Source organism: Sphaerotilus uruguayifluvii, from assembly GCF_013294065.1.
Taxonomy (GTDB): Bacteria; Pseudomonadota; Gammaproteobacteria; order Burkholderiales; family Burkholderiaceae_C; genus Sphaerotilus; species Sphaerotilus uruguayifluvii.
Map to the genome: position 1 here is coordinate 68,734 of NZ_JABSNM010000022.1, position 16,090 is coordinate 84,823.

The following is a 16,090-nucleotide window of genomic DNA, read 5'->3' on the forward strand; positions in this document are numbered from 1 at the left end:
TCAGCCGGGCGGCAGGATCTCGCCGAGCGGCTGCAGCAGCTCGTCGCGGCTCAGGCCCTGACGCATGACGAGCTGGGCGGTCACCCACCCCGGGGTTTCCTTGAACTGCAGCGAGCCGGGCGCGCTGCACCCCTTCAGCAGCCGATGCAGCGCGTTCATCCGGTCGGGCCAGTCGGGCTGGTCCGCCAGCGCGAGCGCCTTCTTGGGGATGCCGATCAGGTAGCGCTGCGGATCGATCTGCGCCAGCGCCCAGGGCTGGGCGCGGCGCTGCACCAGCTGCTCCATCATCGAGGGCAGGTGCAGCATGCCGCTGTCGTTGACCTTCAGCACCGGCACGCGGCTGCCGTCGCTGAGCACGTCGCTGCCGGTCTGCTGGTGCGCCTGCAGCAGCGCCTCGGCCTCCAGCACGCCGGGCGAGGGCGTGAGCGAGCGGTCGATCCAGCGCAGCAAGGTGCTGAAGGGCTGCGCGGCGTGGGCCTGGGTCAGCAGCTGCACGCCCAGCGCGCGCGCCAGGCGTTGCGTGCCTTCGTCTTCGGGCCAGCCCGGGCGCACGGCCACCGCCAGCGCGCCACGCCCGCCCAGCGAGTGCGCCAGCTCGGCCACGTCGGCGAGCTGCGTGCCCTTGAGGTGATCGTCGACGCCGGGCAGCTTGATGTCGATGCAGATCAGCCGGTCGCGGTGGCAGGCCACCAGGTCGATCTCGCGCACCACCTTGCCGCGCTGGTCGCGGTCCATCACCTTCAGCGAATGGCTCACCGCGATGCCGCAGGCCTGCAGCCCGGCACCCAGGAACATCTCGAAGCCGACGCCGCTGCCCGAGCAGGCCACCGGCCGGGGCAGGGCCGCCAGCGCCGTCTTCCAGTTCCAGCCCTGGGCCAGCAGCAGCGGCACCAGGGTCTGCACCGGCAGGTCGGCGGGCAGCCGCTCGGTGGTGATCTGGTGCGCGTCGGAGAACTGGGTGGCCACCATCTCCTCGAGCGGCAGCAGCCGCTCCAGCGTGCCGCTGGCCGGCACCAGCCCGTCGCCGGGGGCCAGCGCGCGCATGTCGAGCAGCCCGTCGTCGGCCTGCACCAGCTCCGACCAGCCGCTGCCAAGCTCCTGGTAGAGCACCCGGCGCGCGGGCAGGTCGGTCGAGAGGGTCAGCTCCACCGCCGCGGCGGACATCGGCTTGGTGCCGCCGGTGACATTGACCCGCCACTCGTCGTCGGGCGCCTGGGAGAACCACTGCATCAGCACCTCGCGCACGCCGGCCGGCGAGGCCTCGCCCTGGCCGAGGATCACCGAGAAGCCGGCGCCCTGCGCCTGGCGGCGCCGCGCCCAGCGCTGCAGCACGCCCTGGAGCCGCCGCGCCGGGCCGGCCGAGCGGGCCGCATCGGGCGTGTGCATCACCATCACCGCGCGCAGCCGGCGCCCGGCCTGCTCGGCGCTGTGCAGCACGAACTGCAGCGTGGGCACCAGCTGCTCGCTGGCAAAGACGATCAGGCGCAGCGGCCGCAGGTCCTGGGGCGGCGTCGGCAGGTCAGGCATCGGAATCCTTGGCGAGGTGGGGGGCGCAACACGCGGCCCGCCATTCTCGCCGCACCGGAAGTGAACATCCCGGCGCTCCGCGCTACAATGCGCCCCGCCGGTTCAGACCGAACCCCGTGGAGACGCCCCTCGCCGACAGTCAGCTTTTCGCCTCGCCGTTTTTTCTTCAAGCACCCTCGCAAGTGCTTGTCAGCATTGACGAATTCCGAGCGCAGTCTGACCGGCTTCCCTGATGTTGAAGGGATTGAGACGGTCCTGGGGATGCGCAATTGCTGGTTCATCATGTCTGACCGGCTTCCCTGATGTTGAAGGGATTGAGACTTCTACCTGCTTGCGAAACTTGCGACGCAGTTGTCTGACCGGCTTCCCTGATGTTGAAGGGATTGAGACCCGTCTTGACGTGAGTGTCCACGTCAGCCACCAGTCTGACCGGCTTCCCTGATGTTGAAGGGATTGAGACGAATGAACTTCATGATTACCCCAGCGCCTTGGTCTGACCGGCTTCCCTGATGTTGAAGGGATTGAGACCAGGGCCGGTGCTGTACACACGATCCCACTCGGTCTGACCGGCTTCCCTGATGTTGAAGGGATTGAGACTGGTGACGGCGAACAAAGCTGCTGCGAATGCAGTCTGACCGGCTTCCCTGATGTTGAAGGGATTTCTCCGAACCCCGCCAGAGGCCCTGGCGGGGTTTTTTCTTGGGGGCCACGGCGAGGCAAGCTTGCCGCGCGGCGGCCCGGGCGCAGGGCCAGGCGACACTGAGGCCCTGACTTCAACCGCACGACATCACCACGATGAGCACCCTGATCAGCTTTCTGGGCAAGAGCCAGCTTGACAAGAGCACCGGCTACCGAACCGCCACCTACCAGCTCGCCGAGGGCGTGCAGGCGAAGGTGCCCTTCCTGGGCATGGCGCTGGCGCGGCACCTGCAGCCGAAGCGGCTGGTGCTGCTGGGCACGCGCGGCAGCATGTGGGACGTGTTCTTCGAGTCCGAGGCCGAGGCGCGGGTGCTGGAGTACACCGACCACTGGGAGGCGCTCGGCCACGCGGTGCGCGAGGACCGCGTGAGCCAGGACATGCTCGACGACTACGCCGATCACCTCGGCCGCGAGATGGGCATGACGGTGATCTGCCGCCTGATCGAGCCGGCCCGCGACGAGGCCGAGCAGGCCGCGCTGCTGACCACGCTGGCCGAGCTGGTGCCGCAGGGCGAGACGGTCGATCTGGACGTGACGCACTCCTTCCGCCACCTGCCCATGCTCGCGCTGGTGGCCGCGCGCTACCTGGGCCGGCTGCGCCAGGTGCAGGTGCGCCAGATCTGCTACGGCGCGCTCGAGATGACCGACCAGGCCACCAAGATCACGCCGGTGCTGCGGCTCGACGGCATGCTGCGCATGCTCGACGGCATCGAGGCCCTGGCCTGCTACGACAAGGACGGCGACTACGGCACCTTCGCCCCGCTGCTCGAACGCGAGGGCCTGCCCGCCAGCCGCGCCAACCTGCTGCGCGAGGCCGCCTTCCTGGAGCGGCAGCACAACACCGAGGCCGCGCTGGCGCGGCTGCGCCAGGTGCGCCCGGCGCTGCAGGCGCTCAAGGGGCCGTTCATGCAGCTCTTCGGCCGGCAGCTGCTGGCGCGGCTGGGATGGATCGACGCCAAGACCCGCCATGAGCGCGAGCTGCGTCTGGCCGATGCCTACCTGGCGCGCAACGACTACCTGCGCGCGACCATCCTGATGCAGGAGGCCTTCCTGTCGCGGCAGACCCGCGACGAGGCAGGCGCCGCCACCGACTTCTCGCGCCGCGAGGAGGTCCGCAAGGAAGCCCAGGCCAGCAGCGCCGAGATGCGCGAACTCTTCTACCTGCGCAACGGCATGGCCCACACCGTCGTGCCCAGCAACGAGCGGGTGGCCGAGACGCTCTGCCAGGAACGCACCCTGCGCGAGCGCCTGACCGACCTGCGCCGGCGCATCTTCGGCTGAGGCGCGGCAAGGTTGCCGCAGCGGGGGCGGACGCCATCGGGGGCGGATCATCACGTCCATCGCAGATCAGGGCCCCGCCCGAGAGGACACACCGATGCTTGACGACAAGAACCCCGCGCCGACGAAGGACCCCGGCGCGCTGGTCACGCTGGCGACGCTGGCCCTGGCGGCCCTGGCGCTGCTGGCGCGCCGCAAGGACTGAGCCGGCAGCGGCGGGCGAGCGGCGGTGCGCGGCAACCTTGCCAGCGCGCCGCCCCCCGCCGATCCGGCCCGATCATTCCCTCATCGCACTTCACCGAAGGAAACACACCATGCCCTCCTCCGACTTCTTGACCGCCCTCACCGAGACGGGCCCCATCAAGACCGACAGCCCGATCGTGGAAGCCGCGCTGGCCGTGGCCGTCGTGGTGGTGGCCGCCGGCGTGGCCGATGCGCTGTCGCGGCACGGCCTGCCCTCGTGGCTCCCCAATCTGCTGGACCGCGACTGAACGCCCGGCACCGCGCAGACCGCCGCCCCCCCCGTCAGCCTGGCTGGCGGGGGGTTTTCTTTTGTGGGCCGAGGATGTCCGGCGCCGTCCTCGGCAACCTTGCCCGGCGGGCCGGCGCGGGCCGCGGCGATCGACACTGTCTCCCATCGACAGGCAAGAACAGGGAGACACCGAGATGCGAATGCCGAGCGCCCCCGCGCAGACCGTCCTCAACTGGCATGTGACCGAGGCCTGCAACTACCGCTGCGGCTACTGCTACGCCCACTGGGAGCGGCCCTCGAAGACGGAGCTGATCCGCGACGCAGCAGCCACCCGCGCGCTGCTGGCCGAGCTGTACATGCACTTCGCGGGCCGCTCGGGCGCGCGGCCGCCGCGGCTGAACATCGCCGGCGGCGAGCCGCTGCTGCACCAGGGCCGGCTGCTGCCGCTGCTGAAGCTGGCGCGGGCGATCGGCTTCGAGGTCTCGATGATCTCCAACGCCAGCCTGCTGGACGCGCCGATGCTCACCGCGCTGACCGGCGAGCTGTCGATGCTGGGCCTGAGCCTGGACGCGGCGCGGCCCGAGGTGCTGGCGCAGATCGGCCGCGTCGATCGCCACGGCCGCACGCTCGATCTGGACCGGCTGGCCGAGGCCGTCGCCCAGGCGCGCCAGGCGCATCCGCACTGGACGCTGAAGCTCAACACCGTCGTGTGCGCGCCCAACTGGCAGGACGACCTCGGCGACCTGGTGCGCCGGCTGGCGCCCTCGCGCTGGAAGGTGCTGCGCGCGCTGCCGGTGGTCAGCCAGGCGCTGGAGGTGAGCGACGCGCAGTTCCAGGCCTTCGTCGAGCGCCACCGCGCGCTGTCGTCGGTGATGGTGGTCGAGGACCACGCGGACATGCAGGGCTCGTACATCATGATCGACCCGCTCGGGCGCTTCTTCCAGAACCGGCCGGGCGCCTTCGGCTACGACTACAGCCCGCCGATCCTGGAGGCCGGCGCGGGCGCGGCCTTCGCGCAGATCGGCTGGTCGGCGCTGAAGTTCGCCCGCCGCTACACGCCGGCCGCAGCGGCGGCGGAGGTGTGCGCATGAGCGAGCGCTACTCGACCTGCCGCGAGACCAACGCGCTGGTGCGGCGTCTGGTCCGCCAGGCCTGGACCTACCGGCGCGGCAGCAAGCACGGCAAGCTCTCGCCCCCGGGCTGCGGCCTGTTCGTGACCATTCCCGGCACGCCGGGCGACTTCCGCAGCGTGCGCAACCTCGAGCGCGACATCCGCCGCCTGGCCGCACAGACCGGCGCGGCGCTGGCCTGGTGACCCGGCCGCTGCGGCGGCTACAATGCGCCTCGCCGGTTCAGACCGAACCCCCGTGGAGACGCACCTCGCCGACAGTCAGCTTTTCGCCCGGTCGTTTTTTCTTCAAGCACCCTTGCAAGTGCTTGTCAGCATTGACGAATTCCGAGCGCAGAGTCTGACCGGCTTCCCTGATGTTGAAGGGATTGAGACCTCGAACTTCTTCTTGTCCTGACTCGCGACAAGTCTGACCGGCTTCCCTGATGTTGAAGGGATTGAGACACTTGCGGTCTGGTCGGACCACCCAGATCAGGGTCTGACCGGCTTCCCTGATGTTGAAGGGATTGAGACAGTACCTTCCAGCTGAATGATGCACGTTTGAAGTCTGACCGGCTTCCCTGATGTTGAAGGGATTTCTTCGAACCCCGCCAGTGATCCTGGCGGGGTTTGTCGTTTCTGGGGCGGGGCGGGACGCGGCAAGGTCGCTGCAGCGGGATCAGGCGCGGTGCCCGGCGGGAGCGTGATCGCCTTGGCGTGCGGATGTCACGCCACCAATGATCAATTCGAAAACAGCGGCAAACAATCCTGTATTTTCCATCGATTGAAAAAATGAATGTCATGCGGGCGGGGAGGGCCCGTCCCTCATGGCGAACCTGCATGTCCAGATCGACGAGACCGCACGCCCCGAGGTCGAGAAACAGCTGCGGCGCCTGCAGGCCACCGGTCGCTACTTCACCGACTGGGTCGAGGACGACGGCCCGCTGAGCGACCATCTGCTCGATCACCTGTTTGCGCATGCCCAGCCGGCGCGCTACCACGCCGCCAACCTCACGCTCGACGCGCAGGCGGAGTTCATCACGCTGGCCCTGCGTCCGGTCATCGAGGCGCCAGGCGTGCTGCCGCTGGCGCCGGGCTTCTCGCTCGCGCTGATCGGCACCTGGCCCCGTCGGGCCACCCATCCGGTGCTGCGCCTGCGTCGCCTGCACGAGATGGCCGACACCCCCACCCGGCCCTTCGAGCGCCTGATCGAGGCGGTGGTGTTCCAGAACGATGCCCGTGCGACCGGCCGGCCGTACTTGCCGCCAGGCGGCAACCTGCTGTCCGGGCCGCTGGCGAGCGAACTGCCATTGATCTCCTCGCAGACCCGCGACCGTCTGGGCGAATGGCGAGATTTCCTCGCCTGGAAACGTCGCCTGGTGAACGCACGCAGTGTCGGCATGCGCTACGTGTCGATGGACTGGAACGATCCGGCCGAGGCGGAGCCGTGTCTGCGTCTTCAGGTGCACGCGCCGGATGCCGCCACGCTGGCGCAGGCCCGCAGCCGCCTGCAGCGCGAGGATCTGGTGCTGCTGCCGCTGGAGGCCTCGTCCGACGCCTGGACGCTGCAACCGGCCGAGACCCCCGGGCCGGGCCGCAGGCCCCACACGGTGCGCGTGGGCCGTCTCGTGCCGGGCTGCGACGAGCCGAAGGTCGTGGACGCCCAGCGGCGGCCAGGAGAGGATGACTTGCGGCCGGCCGGCGTCCAGGCCGAGTGGCTCGTCACGCTCGACGACGAGGACATCGATGCCCTCCAGCGCCGCCCCCGCGGCCAGGATGCTCCCACGGTCGCCGCCCACCAAGCCCAGCGCGCGAATCTGATCGCCCGCTGGCCGCGCGCCGGCTTCCTGTCGGTCTCCCAGGCGGGGGATCTGGGACTGATCGCCCGCCAAGAGCGCATGCTCAAGGACCTGGCCGAACAGGGCGGCTGCGCGCCCTACCTGTCGAGCTGGCTGTTCGACGTGACGCAGGCCCGCCCCGGTCCCGGGCGGACCCCGCCATGGCCGGGCGGCGCGACCGTGCTGAACGCGGCCCAGCGCGATGCCGTGGGCAAGATGCTGACGGCGCCGGACCTGTTCCTGCTGCAGGGGCCGCCGGGCACCGGCAAGACCACCGTCATCGTCGAGGCCATCACCCGGTTCGTCTCGCGCGGCGAGACGGTGCTGCTGAGCTCGCAGGCGCACAACGCGGTCGACAACGCGCTCGGCAGGCTGACGGGCTCCACCGCGGTGCGAGCGATCCGGCTGGGCCGAGAGGATCGCATCACCGACGAGGGCCGCGACTTCGTCGGCGCCCGGTCGCTGGCGCGCTATTACCGTGCGCTGGCCTCGCACAGCCAGGACCGGCTGAAACCGTGGGACACGGAACGCCACGAACACGACCGGCTGGTGCATTGGCTCGAGCAGGCCGACCTGCTGGGCCAGGACAGCGAAGCGCTCGGCCACCGCCTGCAGGCGCAGGTGCAGCAGGTGCATGACGGCGCGCAGGCGCTGGCCGATGCCCGCGCAGTGCTGCAGGCCGAACGCCAGGCCCAGGAGGATCACGCCGAGCGCCTGCGCGCGCTGACGGCCTTGCAGGCCGAGCTCATGGCGCCGGGCCGCTCGGGTCAGCCGGCGGTGCTGGAGGCGAGCCTTGTGCCTGAGGCCGAGGTGCTGGTGCAGGCGCTCCTGGCGATGGGCCCGGCCGGAGCGAGGCTGTCCGTGCGCGCCGACGAATGGCGCGACCTGCCCTCGCAGCGCGCAGCGCAGCTGTGGCTGCTGCTGGCCGATCTGGACCGGCTGACACGCGCGACCGCCGAGCTGCGTCAGCAGGCCCTGCGGCTGCAGGCGGGCCACCACACGCCCGACGCACTCGACCCGCAGACGCGCCAGCGCCTGCAGGCGCTCGAGACCGAGATCGAGCACCTGCAGGATCAGCTCGATCACAGCGATGACCCCGAGCTGATCCAGCGGCTGCGCCTGTGCCGCCGCGAGCGCCTGAATCTGCGCGAGCACTCGGCCCGCGGCGAGCTGGCCACGCTGGCGTGGGAGCAGGTCTTCGCCGATCCATCGCCCTGGCGCGTGACGGGGCACAACCCCGTCGAGTTCGGTCAGCGGCTGGAGCAGGCCCTGGCGCCGATCCGGCAGGCCCTGGAGATCGCCCATCTGAGCCGGGAGCGACTGCTCGAACAGGTGCAGGTGCAGCACCAGACGCTGGCGGCCACGCCGCCCACGCTGCCCGACGACCGGCCGGTCCACCGGGCCGAGCAGGCCTGGCGCCGTGCCTGCAGCGACGAGACGGCCCTGCGGCTGCAGCGCGCCGAACTGCGCAAGCGCCTCGGCGCGCTGCTGGGCGAGGCACCGATGCCCCTGCTGGACGAATCGGGCGCCGCGCTGGACGCCCTGGATGAGGAGGACATCGAGCCGCGGCTGCAGGCCGAGCGGCGGCGCCACCGCGAAGGTCTCGACGCGCTCGCCCGCCGCCTGGCCCATGAACAGGCGCACCGCGATCTGTGGAAACCGCTGCACCTGGCCTGGCAAGAGGACCTGGCGGCCCAGATCCGTGCGGCGGAGGACCAGCCAAACGGCTGCCCCGACTGGACGCATCTGAAGGCCGAATGGCCCGGGCTGTGCAATGTCGTCGCGCTGACCTGCAACGAGAATCCGCGCACGCTCGAAGAGGCGGGACACACCACCTTCGACGTCGCACTGATCGACGAGGTCAGCAAGGCCACGCCGCTGGAAATGCTCATGCCGATGATGCGGGCGCGGCGCAGCGTGCTGGTCGGCGACCACCGCCAGCTGCCGCCGCTGTTCCAGGAAGGCCAGGAGGCGGTCGACTTCCAGACGGCCGCCGACGAGGCCGCCGACGGTGGCACGGACCAGGCCAGCGCATTGACCCCCGACAACCTGCGCCGCTTCGAGCGCATGGTCACCGCCTCGCTGTTCAAGGCACATTTCGAGCAGGCCGACGCCAGCCTGCGCGAGCGCCTGACGATGCAGTTCCGCATGCACCCGCAGATCATGGCCCTGGTCAACCGCTTCTACGAGAACCAGCTCGTCTGCGGCCTGAGCGACCCGGACACGCAGCGCGCCCACGGCCTGACGATTCCCGCGGCAGACGGCGAGACACTGATCCAGCCCGACGAGCATGTGCTGTGGATCGACACCTCGTGCGGCACCGACGGCCTGCCTGCCCGCGAGGATCTGGATGCCGGTGGCCGGCCGCTGCGCACGAACCTGCTGGAGGCGCAGCTCATCGCCCAGCTGCTGCTGCGCCTGGACCGGGCGGCGGTGGAGGCCGGCCATGATGCCCGTCGGCGGCTGACGGTGGGCATCGTCTCGTTCTACGCCGCCCAGCTGCGCTGCATCCGTCAGCAGATCAACACGGTGCGCCCACCGGCAGGCTGGCAGGCGATCGAGGTCGACATCAACACCGTCATCCGCTACCAGGGCCAGGAGCGCGACGTGGTGCTGGTCAGCCTGGTGCGCAACGATGGCCGCGGTCCCGAAGTGCGTCGATCGCGCCGCGCCAACGTCGCCCGCTACGAGTTCATCAACGTCGCGATGTCGCGGGCGCGCTCGCTGCTGCTGGTGCTGGGTGCATGCACGATGCTGGAGTCCCGCGAGGTCGAGCTGCCCCACATGGACCGTCCGGGCCGGCAGGTCCGGCGCATCTACCAGGAGATGTTCCGCCACCTGGACAGCACGGACGCCCTCGTGCCTGCACGGACGGTGATGCGCACCGCCGCAGCCTTACCCCGCCGCGCCCCCGTGCGCAGCGCTGCCGGCGTCCGCACCGGCCGGCATGGAGACCTCGCATGAGCCTGACCCTGAAGCGCACGGTCCTGCATCCGGTGCTGATGATCGAGTCCGAAGTGCGCTACCGCACGCTGAGGCGCCCGACCGTGATCGAGAAGATGGTGCTGCGGCTGATCCTGGCGGCCTCTGGCGACGCGAGGCTGGCCGAACGCGGCCTGGCCAGCGTGTTCGAGCAGGAGCTCGGCCTGCTCGACGCGGCCCGCCTGATCGAGCCGGCCGTGCGCGATCTGCATGACGTGAACCTGCTGCATCCGCCCGCCCCTCTTCACGGCCTGTCACTGGCCGAATGCCAGACCCTGCTGGACGAACCGCTGGATCGATGGCAGCTCGACGCACGCGCCGAGGACTGTCTGCGCCGTGGATGGATCCCGCGCCGTGCCCAGACCTGCACGGTGCACCATGTCTTCGATCCGATCAGCCGGGAGATGCGACTGGACGACAGCATCGCCCGAGGACCGGTCCGCAGCAACACGACGGCCCCTCCCTGGCTGCCAATCCCCGAGGTGACCGCCGAGGATTTGAGCGGACAGGTCCGGGCCCGCCTGCCCGAGGAGAAGCATGACTGGCGGACCGTCGACACCGAGATCCTGGACATCCGCTGCGCAACGCCGCATCGCGACGGTCGGCCGGTGCAGCTCGAGATCACGGTGGCCCCGGACGGTACGGTGACGGCCAGGGCGCCGCAGTCCGCCTCGGTGCAGCGCTGGCTGGGCCAGACCGAGCCGGAATCGTTGTGGCCGCTGCTGGCCGGCCTTCTGTCGACCCCGACCGGCTCGGGCTCGCCCGGTGCCGTGGTGTCGCCCGATGAGCTGGCCTCGCTGGATCGGGTGGGCCCGGCGCGCGAGCCCAAGCCGCGGCAGCTTGACCTGCCTGCCCAGGATGCCGGCAACGGTCTGGAGGTCATCGAGTGGCTGAACGACAGGTCCAGCCGGTTGCCGATCGCCCGACCGGCGGCTTTGCCGGCCAGCTGGACGTCGATGCGCATCCAGGCGCCGGGCAAGCCGCCGGAGATCAGTCTGGCCGGTGCGATGAGGCTTCACTGGGCGGGCCACCCCCGCACGATCCCGGTGCAGGGGTGGATGAACCCCCAGACACCGCAGGCGGTCGAGCTGGTGACGCGGCTGACGCAGGCGATCGGCCACGCACTGGCCGGCATGGCGGCACCGGCGGCCGAGGTGATGCGCCTGTGGTTCGAGCCTCCGAGCCAGGTGCTGGCGGCCTGGGCTCGACACGCGGACGGGCTGGACGATGCGGCCCGCATGAACTCTCTGGCGCAGTTGCTGCAGGAGATGGCTCGGCGCCAGCCGCCGGAGCAGATCGCTGCCGAGCCGAACTTCGGCCCGCAGCTGCAGGCGCTGCTGTCGCGGCGCTCGCCGATCGATGACGAGACCGGGCGCCAGCGACATCTGGCCGGCACGCTGGCCCTGCTTCAGGCCGTCAGGTCCTGGCCCGAATCGCTGCACGCCCAGATCGCGCAACGAGTGGTCGACGCGTTGCCGCCACTGCGCCAGCTCGCCGAGGCCCGTGCGCTGCGCAAGGCGCTGGGCAACGACACGCTGACCCTGCCGGCCACGCTGCTGTCGCCCTCGCTGCGCGAGGACCTGCTCGAGGCCGCGCTGGACGAGCAGCCCAGCGGCTGCGGTCCGCACCTGCTGTCCCGGCCCATCCAGCAGTTCATCACGCACTGGAAGCAGCTCCGCCGCGACATCGATCCGGTGCTGCTGGACACCCGACCCGATCTCGACTCGCCCGCGCCTGAATGGCGCCGCGCGGTCATCCGACGTGTCGCACGGCTGGAGGCGGCGGTGCAGGACGGTCGTCGGCACATCGAGACGCTGAGCCAGCACCTGGGGCAGGTGCCAGCGCAACTGCAGCCGCTGGATGCCCGGCTGTACGCGATCGCCGACTGGCTGGAACAGCATCTGGCCCCCGCGCTGCCGCGCAACGAGCCGGTGCGGGTGCTCGACACCAGCGTGCTGATGGAGGCGCCCCAGCTGCTCGATCGGGTGCCCGGCACGATCCGGCTGGTGCTGCCACGCCGGGTGATCCAGGAGCTCGATGGCCTCAAGCGGACCAGGCCCGACGAGGACGACGCCAACCGGTCGAGACAGGCCGCCCAGGCCCGCGCTGCGATCGCCGCCATCGAGCGCCACCAGGCCCGCCTGACCCACGAGCCAGACCATCCGGAACTGTGGCCGGAGCAGGCCATGAGCAGCGACGAGTGCATCCTGTCGGCCGCGATCTTCTGGGCACGCAGCGAGGTCCGGCTGTGGAGCACCGACCGCAACCTGCGCAACCTGGCCCAGTCCTGCGGCATCGGCGCCGAGGAGGCACCGCGATTCGGGCCGGCCGCCCGCCCCAGGACATCGGAGAAACGTCCATGAGCCAGTCTGCCGACCTGCGCTACCGCCTCGAGCGGGAGCGCCGCGAACAGCTGCACCTCGAGCAGATGCGTGCCAGCACCCGCCCCTTCCTGGAGCGGCATGCCCGACTGCTCGAGGACCTGAGCGCCCAAGGGCTGGATCAGGCCCTGCCCGAAGAATTCGCCCAGGCGCGCCGGCAGCTGGAGCAGGGCTGGCGACAGCTTCAGGCGAATCCCCGCGAGGCCCGCGACATCAGTCTGGCGCTGTCGCAGAGCCTGCCGGGGCTGCCTGCCCGGGCGCGTGCGGCGCGGCAGGCCGCCTGGGCCGCCGAGGCCGAGGCCCGCCGGCTCGACGACGTGCTTCGGCAGGAGCACCTGCAGGGACTGCGCGACGCTGCGGAGCGGGTCTGGTCGCGGACGCTGGTGGACTGTGGCGATGCGCTGGCCCTTCAGCTGGCCCGACCGGCGCTGACCCGGCTGCGGCGCCAGCTCGAGACGCGGCAGGCCGCACCGGACGAGGCGATGCTGGCGGACCTGCAGACGCAGCTCGGCGAGGTGCTCGCGCAGGCACGGCAACAGGCCGACGGGGTGCGGGCACAGGCTCGCGAGCAGGCCGAACAGGATGCGCGCGCCGGCTTGCGCGAGCAGCTGGCCGGGTTCGGCCTGCAGGCGGACGTGGCCCAGGACAGCGGGACGCTGGCAGCGCAGCTGGGCCAGGCGATCGAGCGGACAGACACCCTGGCCGTCGACGAGGCCGTGCGCCGCGAGGTGGTCCGCGCCGTGCACCAGGCGCTGGACGAGGCCGGCTTCGTCGTCGAGCGGCCGCGCCGGCTGCGCGACTCGGGCCGCGACGAGGTGCTGCTGCAGGCCAGCCGGCCCTCCGGGGCCGAGGCGGAGTTCCGCATCGATCTCGAAGGCGGGCTGCACTACCACTTCGACCGCTACGAGGGCCGGGCCTGCCGGCAGGACATCGATCAGGTGCTGCCGAGCCTGCAGGAGATCTACGGCATCCGCCTGTCCGACCAGCGCGTGATCTGGGAGAACCCCGACGACCGCGACCGCGATGCGCGGCCGCTGCCCGGTGCCACCCATCGGAGCCGAAACTGATGAGCTTGAATCTCGATCCGACTTCGACGACGGCGTCGACCGAGGCCGGCTGGCTGACCGCGCTGCGACGCGAGTGCGTCCTGCGCCGGGCCATCATCCTGCAAGGACAGATCCAGGACCTGGCGCCCGATCCGCTCGGCGCGGGACGCTGGCTGAGCAACCGCGACCTGGCTCTGCGCCTGCTCAAGGAGCAGGGGCATGCCGAGGTGGTCGTCTGGGACCGCGTCCACGGCCTCTCCGGGGTGGATGCCCGCACCTGGGGCCAGCTGCAGTCGCAGGCCCTGCAGGGAGCGCAGGCCGCCTCGTCCCGCGAGGCTCGCCCCGGGGACGACTACGACCTGGGCGGGCCGCCACCGGCTCCGGCGCGCACCGTGGCGGCCGCGTCCGCTCGCCGGGGACCGGCAGTGACACCGGAGGATTTCCTGGCCACCGTGGCGCTGCACATGCTGCAGCCGGACGGCGACCGGCCGATCGCCTTCGTCATCGACGGGGCATCGCTGCTGTTCGGTGCGGCCAGCGCGCTCAGCGAGGTCGAACGAGGCTGGCTGCTGCGCATCGGCCGGGCCACCCGGGAGGCGCCGGTCTCGACCGCGCCGGACACGCTGCGCCGCCCGCGCACCCTGCTGCTGCTGCTGGCGGACGGCACGCCCCCCGGCCTGCCGCCGACGATGTTCCTGAACAACCCCCAGTTCGGGACCGTCACCGTGGCCGCCCCCTCGCGCGAGCAGCGTCAGGCGGCGCTGCTGCGGCTGGCCCATGTCTTTCACCTCGAGGCTCCGCTGCTGCCCGGCTCGACGGTGCTGACCGACATGACGGATGCGCTCGACGGCATGAGCCTGCGCGATCTGGTCAACCTGGCGCGGCTGTCACGCCAGCAGGACTCGCCGATGCGGCCGCAGGCGCTGATCGCGCTGTACCGCCACGGCACCCGGCACAGCCCGTGGGAATCGCTCGACCGCGACAAGCTGGCCGAAGCCCGCGAGCGGCTGGGGCGCCGCGTCAAGGGCCAGCCTCAGGCGATCGCCGCGGTCGAGCGGGTGCTGAGACGGGCCTACACCGGCCTGGCCGGGCTGCAGCATTCCCAGCAGCAGCGCACGCCCAAGGGGGTGCTCTTCTTCGTCGGGCCCACCGGCGTGGGCAAGACCGAGCTGGCCAAGGCACTGGCGCAGTTCCTGTTCGGCGACGAGGAGGCCTGCCTTCGCTTCGACATGTCGGAGTTCAACCACGAGCATGCCGACCAGCGGCTGGTCGGCGCGCCGCCCGGCTATGTCGGCCACGAGGACGGCGGCCAGCTCACCAGCGCGGTCTGCCAGCGACCCTTCTCGCTGCTGCTGTTCGACGAGATCGAGAAGGCCCATCCCCGCATCCTCGACAAGTTCCTGCAGATCCTGGAGGACGGGCGGCTCACCGATGGCCGCGGCCAGACGGTGTCCTTCGCCGAATCGATGATCGTCTTCACCTCGAACATCGGTGCGGCCGAGATCGACCCCGACACGCCGGACGTGCGGGCGGCCTTCGTCGAGCGGGTGCGCGAGCACTTCTGCCACACCCTCGGCCGGCCGGAGCTGCTCGGGCGCATCGGCGAGAGCAACATCGTGCCGTTCAACTTCATCACCAGCACCGATTTCCTGGTGGCGATCGGGCGCAGCAAGCTCGGGCCTCTGCGCCAGCGGCTGCGCGAGAAGTGGGGGATCACCGAGCTGGTGTTCGACGACGAGACACGCATCCTGGAGGCCATCGCGGCGCGGGTGGACCGCAGCGCAGGCGGGCGCGGCATGCCGGGAGCGCTGACGACCTGCCTGATCGATCCGCTGTCGGACTTCCTGTTCGAGACGCTCGGCGGGCCGCACGAGTCGCGCGGGCGCTCGCTGCGGGTGGTGCAGCTGGGCCGGGGCGCCCACCTCGATTTCGAGTGGGCATGAACGGCGCCTGGCTCAACCTGGCGCGCTGGGTGGACTGCACGGAGGTGGAGGGACCGGGCCGGCGGGCGGCGCTGTGGGTGCAGGGCTGCCTGAAGCGGTGCCCGGGGTGCTGCAACCCGCACTTTCTGCCGCTGGTGGCCCGGCAGCGCGTGCCCGCGGCCGAGGTGGTGGGCTGGCTGGCCCTGGCGCGCGACACCGCCGGCATCGAGGGCGTGACGATGCTGGGCGGCGAGCCGATGCTGCAGGCGGCCGGTCTGGCCGAGGTGGGCCGCGGTGCGCAGGCGCTGGGCCTGTCGGTGATGGTCTTCAGCGGCCACACCCTCGAGGAACTCGAGGCCCTGCAGCCCACGGGCTGGCGCGAGCTGCTGTCGGTGACCGATGTGCTGGTGGACGGCCCCTACGAGGCGGACCAGCCCGACACCCGGCGCCGCTGGATCGGCTCGCGCAACCAGCGCGTGCATTACCTGAGCGCACGTCACGGGCCCGGGATGGAGACGCTGCCGGCCGGGGGCCGCGATCTGGAGGTGCGCGTCGACGCCTCTGGAGGGCTGCACCTGAACGGCTGGCCGGTGAGGGTGCGCCGCCCCCGCAGCCCGTCGGCCCCCGACGATCCGCAGGCCGTCTGACCGGGCTGCCCGTCCGGCTACAATGCGCCTCGCCGGTTCAGACCGAACCCCCGTGGAGACGCACCTCGCCGACAGTCAGCTTTTCGCCCGGTCGTTTTTTCTTCAAGCACCCTTGCAAGTGCTTGTCAGCATTGACGAATTCCGAGCGCAGAGTCTGACCGGCTTCCCTGATGTTGAAGGGATTGAGACC

General features: G+C 71.0%; 10 protein-coding genes and 1 CRISPR repeat array. Of the genes, 9 read left to right on the forward strand and 1 reads right to left on the reverse strand.

Annotated features, from left to right (window positions below; translation table 11 throughout):
- Positions 1-1,527 (reverse strand): hypothetical protein, encoded by a 1,527-nt coding sequence (locus HNQ01_RS19075; protein ID WP_173807089.1) that lies wholly within the window; start codon positions 1,525-1,527, stop codon positions 1-3.
- Positions 1,528-1,741: 214 nt separating this feature from the next.
- Positions 1,742-2,193: direct repeats of the CRISPR family, unit length 37 nt; unit sequence GTCTGACCGGCTTCCCTGATGTTGAAGGGATTGAGAC.
- 129 nt (positions 2,194-2,322) lie between these two features.
- Here HNQ01_RS19075 and csx2 point away from each other — a divergent pair.
- The 9 genes from csx2 to HNQ01_RS19120 all read left to right on the forward strand — a co-directional run bounded on the left by csx2 (position 2,323) and on the right by HNQ01_RS19120 (position 15,900).
- Positions 2,323-3,507 carry a TIGR02221 family CRISPR-associated protein gene (gene csx2, locus HNQ01_RS19080; protein ID WP_173807090.1) on the forward strand — a complete coding sequence of 395 codons (1,185 nt, stop codon included), beginning with the start codon at positions 2,323-2,325 and terminating at the stop codon, positions 3,505-3,507.
- Between the two features lie 311 nt (positions 3,508-3,818).
- On the forward strand, positions 3,819-3,995 hold the full coding sequence (locus tag HNQ01_RS19085; protein ID WP_173807091.1) for a hypothetical protein: 177 nt from the start codon (positions 3,819-3,821) through the stop codon (positions 3,993-3,995).
- 181 nt (positions 3,996-4,176) lie between these two features.
- Entirely contained in the window at positions 4,177-5,067 is an 891-nt protein-coding gene (locus HNQ01_RS19090) for a viperin family antiviral radical SAM protein (RefSeq protein WP_173807092.1), read from the forward strand.
- Positions 5,064-5,291, forward strand: coding sequence for a hypothetical protein (locus tag HNQ01_RS19095; protein WP_173807093.1), 228 nt, complete (start codon positions 5,064-5,066; stop codon positions 5,289-5,291). The genes HNQ01_RS19090 and HNQ01_RS19095 overlap by 4 nt, the downstream gene beginning before the upstream one ends.
- Before the next feature lie 620 nt (positions 5,292-5,911).
- Complete coding sequence (locus HNQ01_RS19100) at positions 5,912-9,886, forward strand: AAA domain-containing protein (RefSeq protein ID WP_173807094.1); 3,975 nt, start codon at positions 5,912-5,914, stop codon at positions 9,884-9,886.
- Entirely contained in the window at positions 9,883-12,267 is a 2,385-nt protein-coding gene (locus tag HNQ01_RS19105) for a PIN domain-containing protein (protein WP_173807095.1), read from the forward strand. The genes HNQ01_RS19100 and HNQ01_RS19105 overlap by 4 nt, the downstream gene beginning before the upstream one ends.
- Positions 12,264-13,352 (forward strand): hypothetical protein, encoded by a 1,089-nt coding sequence (locus tag HNQ01_RS19110; protein ID WP_173807096.1) that lies wholly within the window; start codon positions 12,264-12,266, stop codon positions 13,350-13,352. Before HNQ01_RS19105 ends, HNQ01_RS19110 begins: the two co-directional genes overlap by 4 nt.
- The gene (locus tag HNQ01_RS19115) at positions 13,352-15,274 is read left to right on the forward strand and encodes an AAA family ATPase (RefSeq protein ID WP_173807097.1); all 1,923 of its coding nucleotides are present in this window, start codon (positions 13,352-13,354) and stop codon (positions 15,272-15,274) included. The genes HNQ01_RS19110 and HNQ01_RS19115 overlap by 1 nt, the downstream gene beginning before the upstream one ends.
- Entirely contained in the window at positions 15,271-15,900 is a 630-nt protein-coding gene (locus HNQ01_RS19120) for a 4Fe-4S single cluster domain-containing protein (RefSeq protein WP_173807098.1), read from the forward strand. The genes HNQ01_RS19115 and HNQ01_RS19120 overlap by 4 nt, the downstream gene beginning before the upstream one ends.
- The last annotated feature ends 190 nt before the right edge of the window (positions 15,901-16,090 follow it).

What these genes read in the sequence shown, in the direction of transcription:
- HNQ01_RS19075 (WP_173807089.1), bottom strand. Translation starts at nt 1,527, where the DNA reads ATGCCTGACCTGCCGACGCCGCCCCAGGACCTGCGGCCGCTGCGCCTG.
- csx2 (WP_173807090.1), top strand. Translation starts at nt 2,323, where the DNA reads ATGAGCACCCTGATCAGCTTTCTGGGCAAGAGCCAGCTTGACAAGAGC.
- HNQ01_RS19085 (WP_173807091.1), top strand. Translation starts at nt 3,819, where the DNA reads ATGCCCTCCTCCGACTTCTTGACCGCCCTCACCGAGACGGGCCCCATC.
- HNQ01_RS19090 (WP_173807092.1), top strand. Translation starts at nt 4,177, where the DNA reads ATGCCGAGCGCCCCCGCGCAGACCGTCCTCAACTGGCATGTGACCGAG.
- HNQ01_RS19095 (WP_173807093.1), top strand. Translation starts at nt 5,064, where the DNA reads ATGAGCGAGCGCTACTCGACCTGCCGCGAGACCAACGCGCTGGTGCGG.
- HNQ01_RS19100 (WP_173807094.1), top strand. Translation starts at nt 5,912, where the DNA reads ATGGCGAACCTGCATGTCCAGATCGACGAGACCGCACGCCCCGAGGTC.
- HNQ01_RS19105 (WP_173807095.1), top strand. Translation starts at nt 9,883, where the DNA reads ATGAGCCTGACCCTGAAGCGCACGGTCCTGCATCCGGTGCTGATGATC.
- HNQ01_RS19110 (WP_173807096.1), top strand. Translation starts at nt 12,264, where the DNA reads ATGAGCCAGTCTGCCGACCTGCGCTACCGCCTCGAGCGGGAGCGCCGC.
- HNQ01_RS19115 (WP_173807097.1), top strand. Translation starts at nt 13,352, where the DNA reads ATGAGCTTGAATCTCGATCCGACTTCGACGACGGCGTCGACCGAGGCC.
- HNQ01_RS19120 (WP_173807098.1), top strand. Translation starts at nt 15,271, where the DNA reads ATGAACGGCGCCTGGCTCAACCTGGCGCGCTGGGTGGACTGCACGGAG.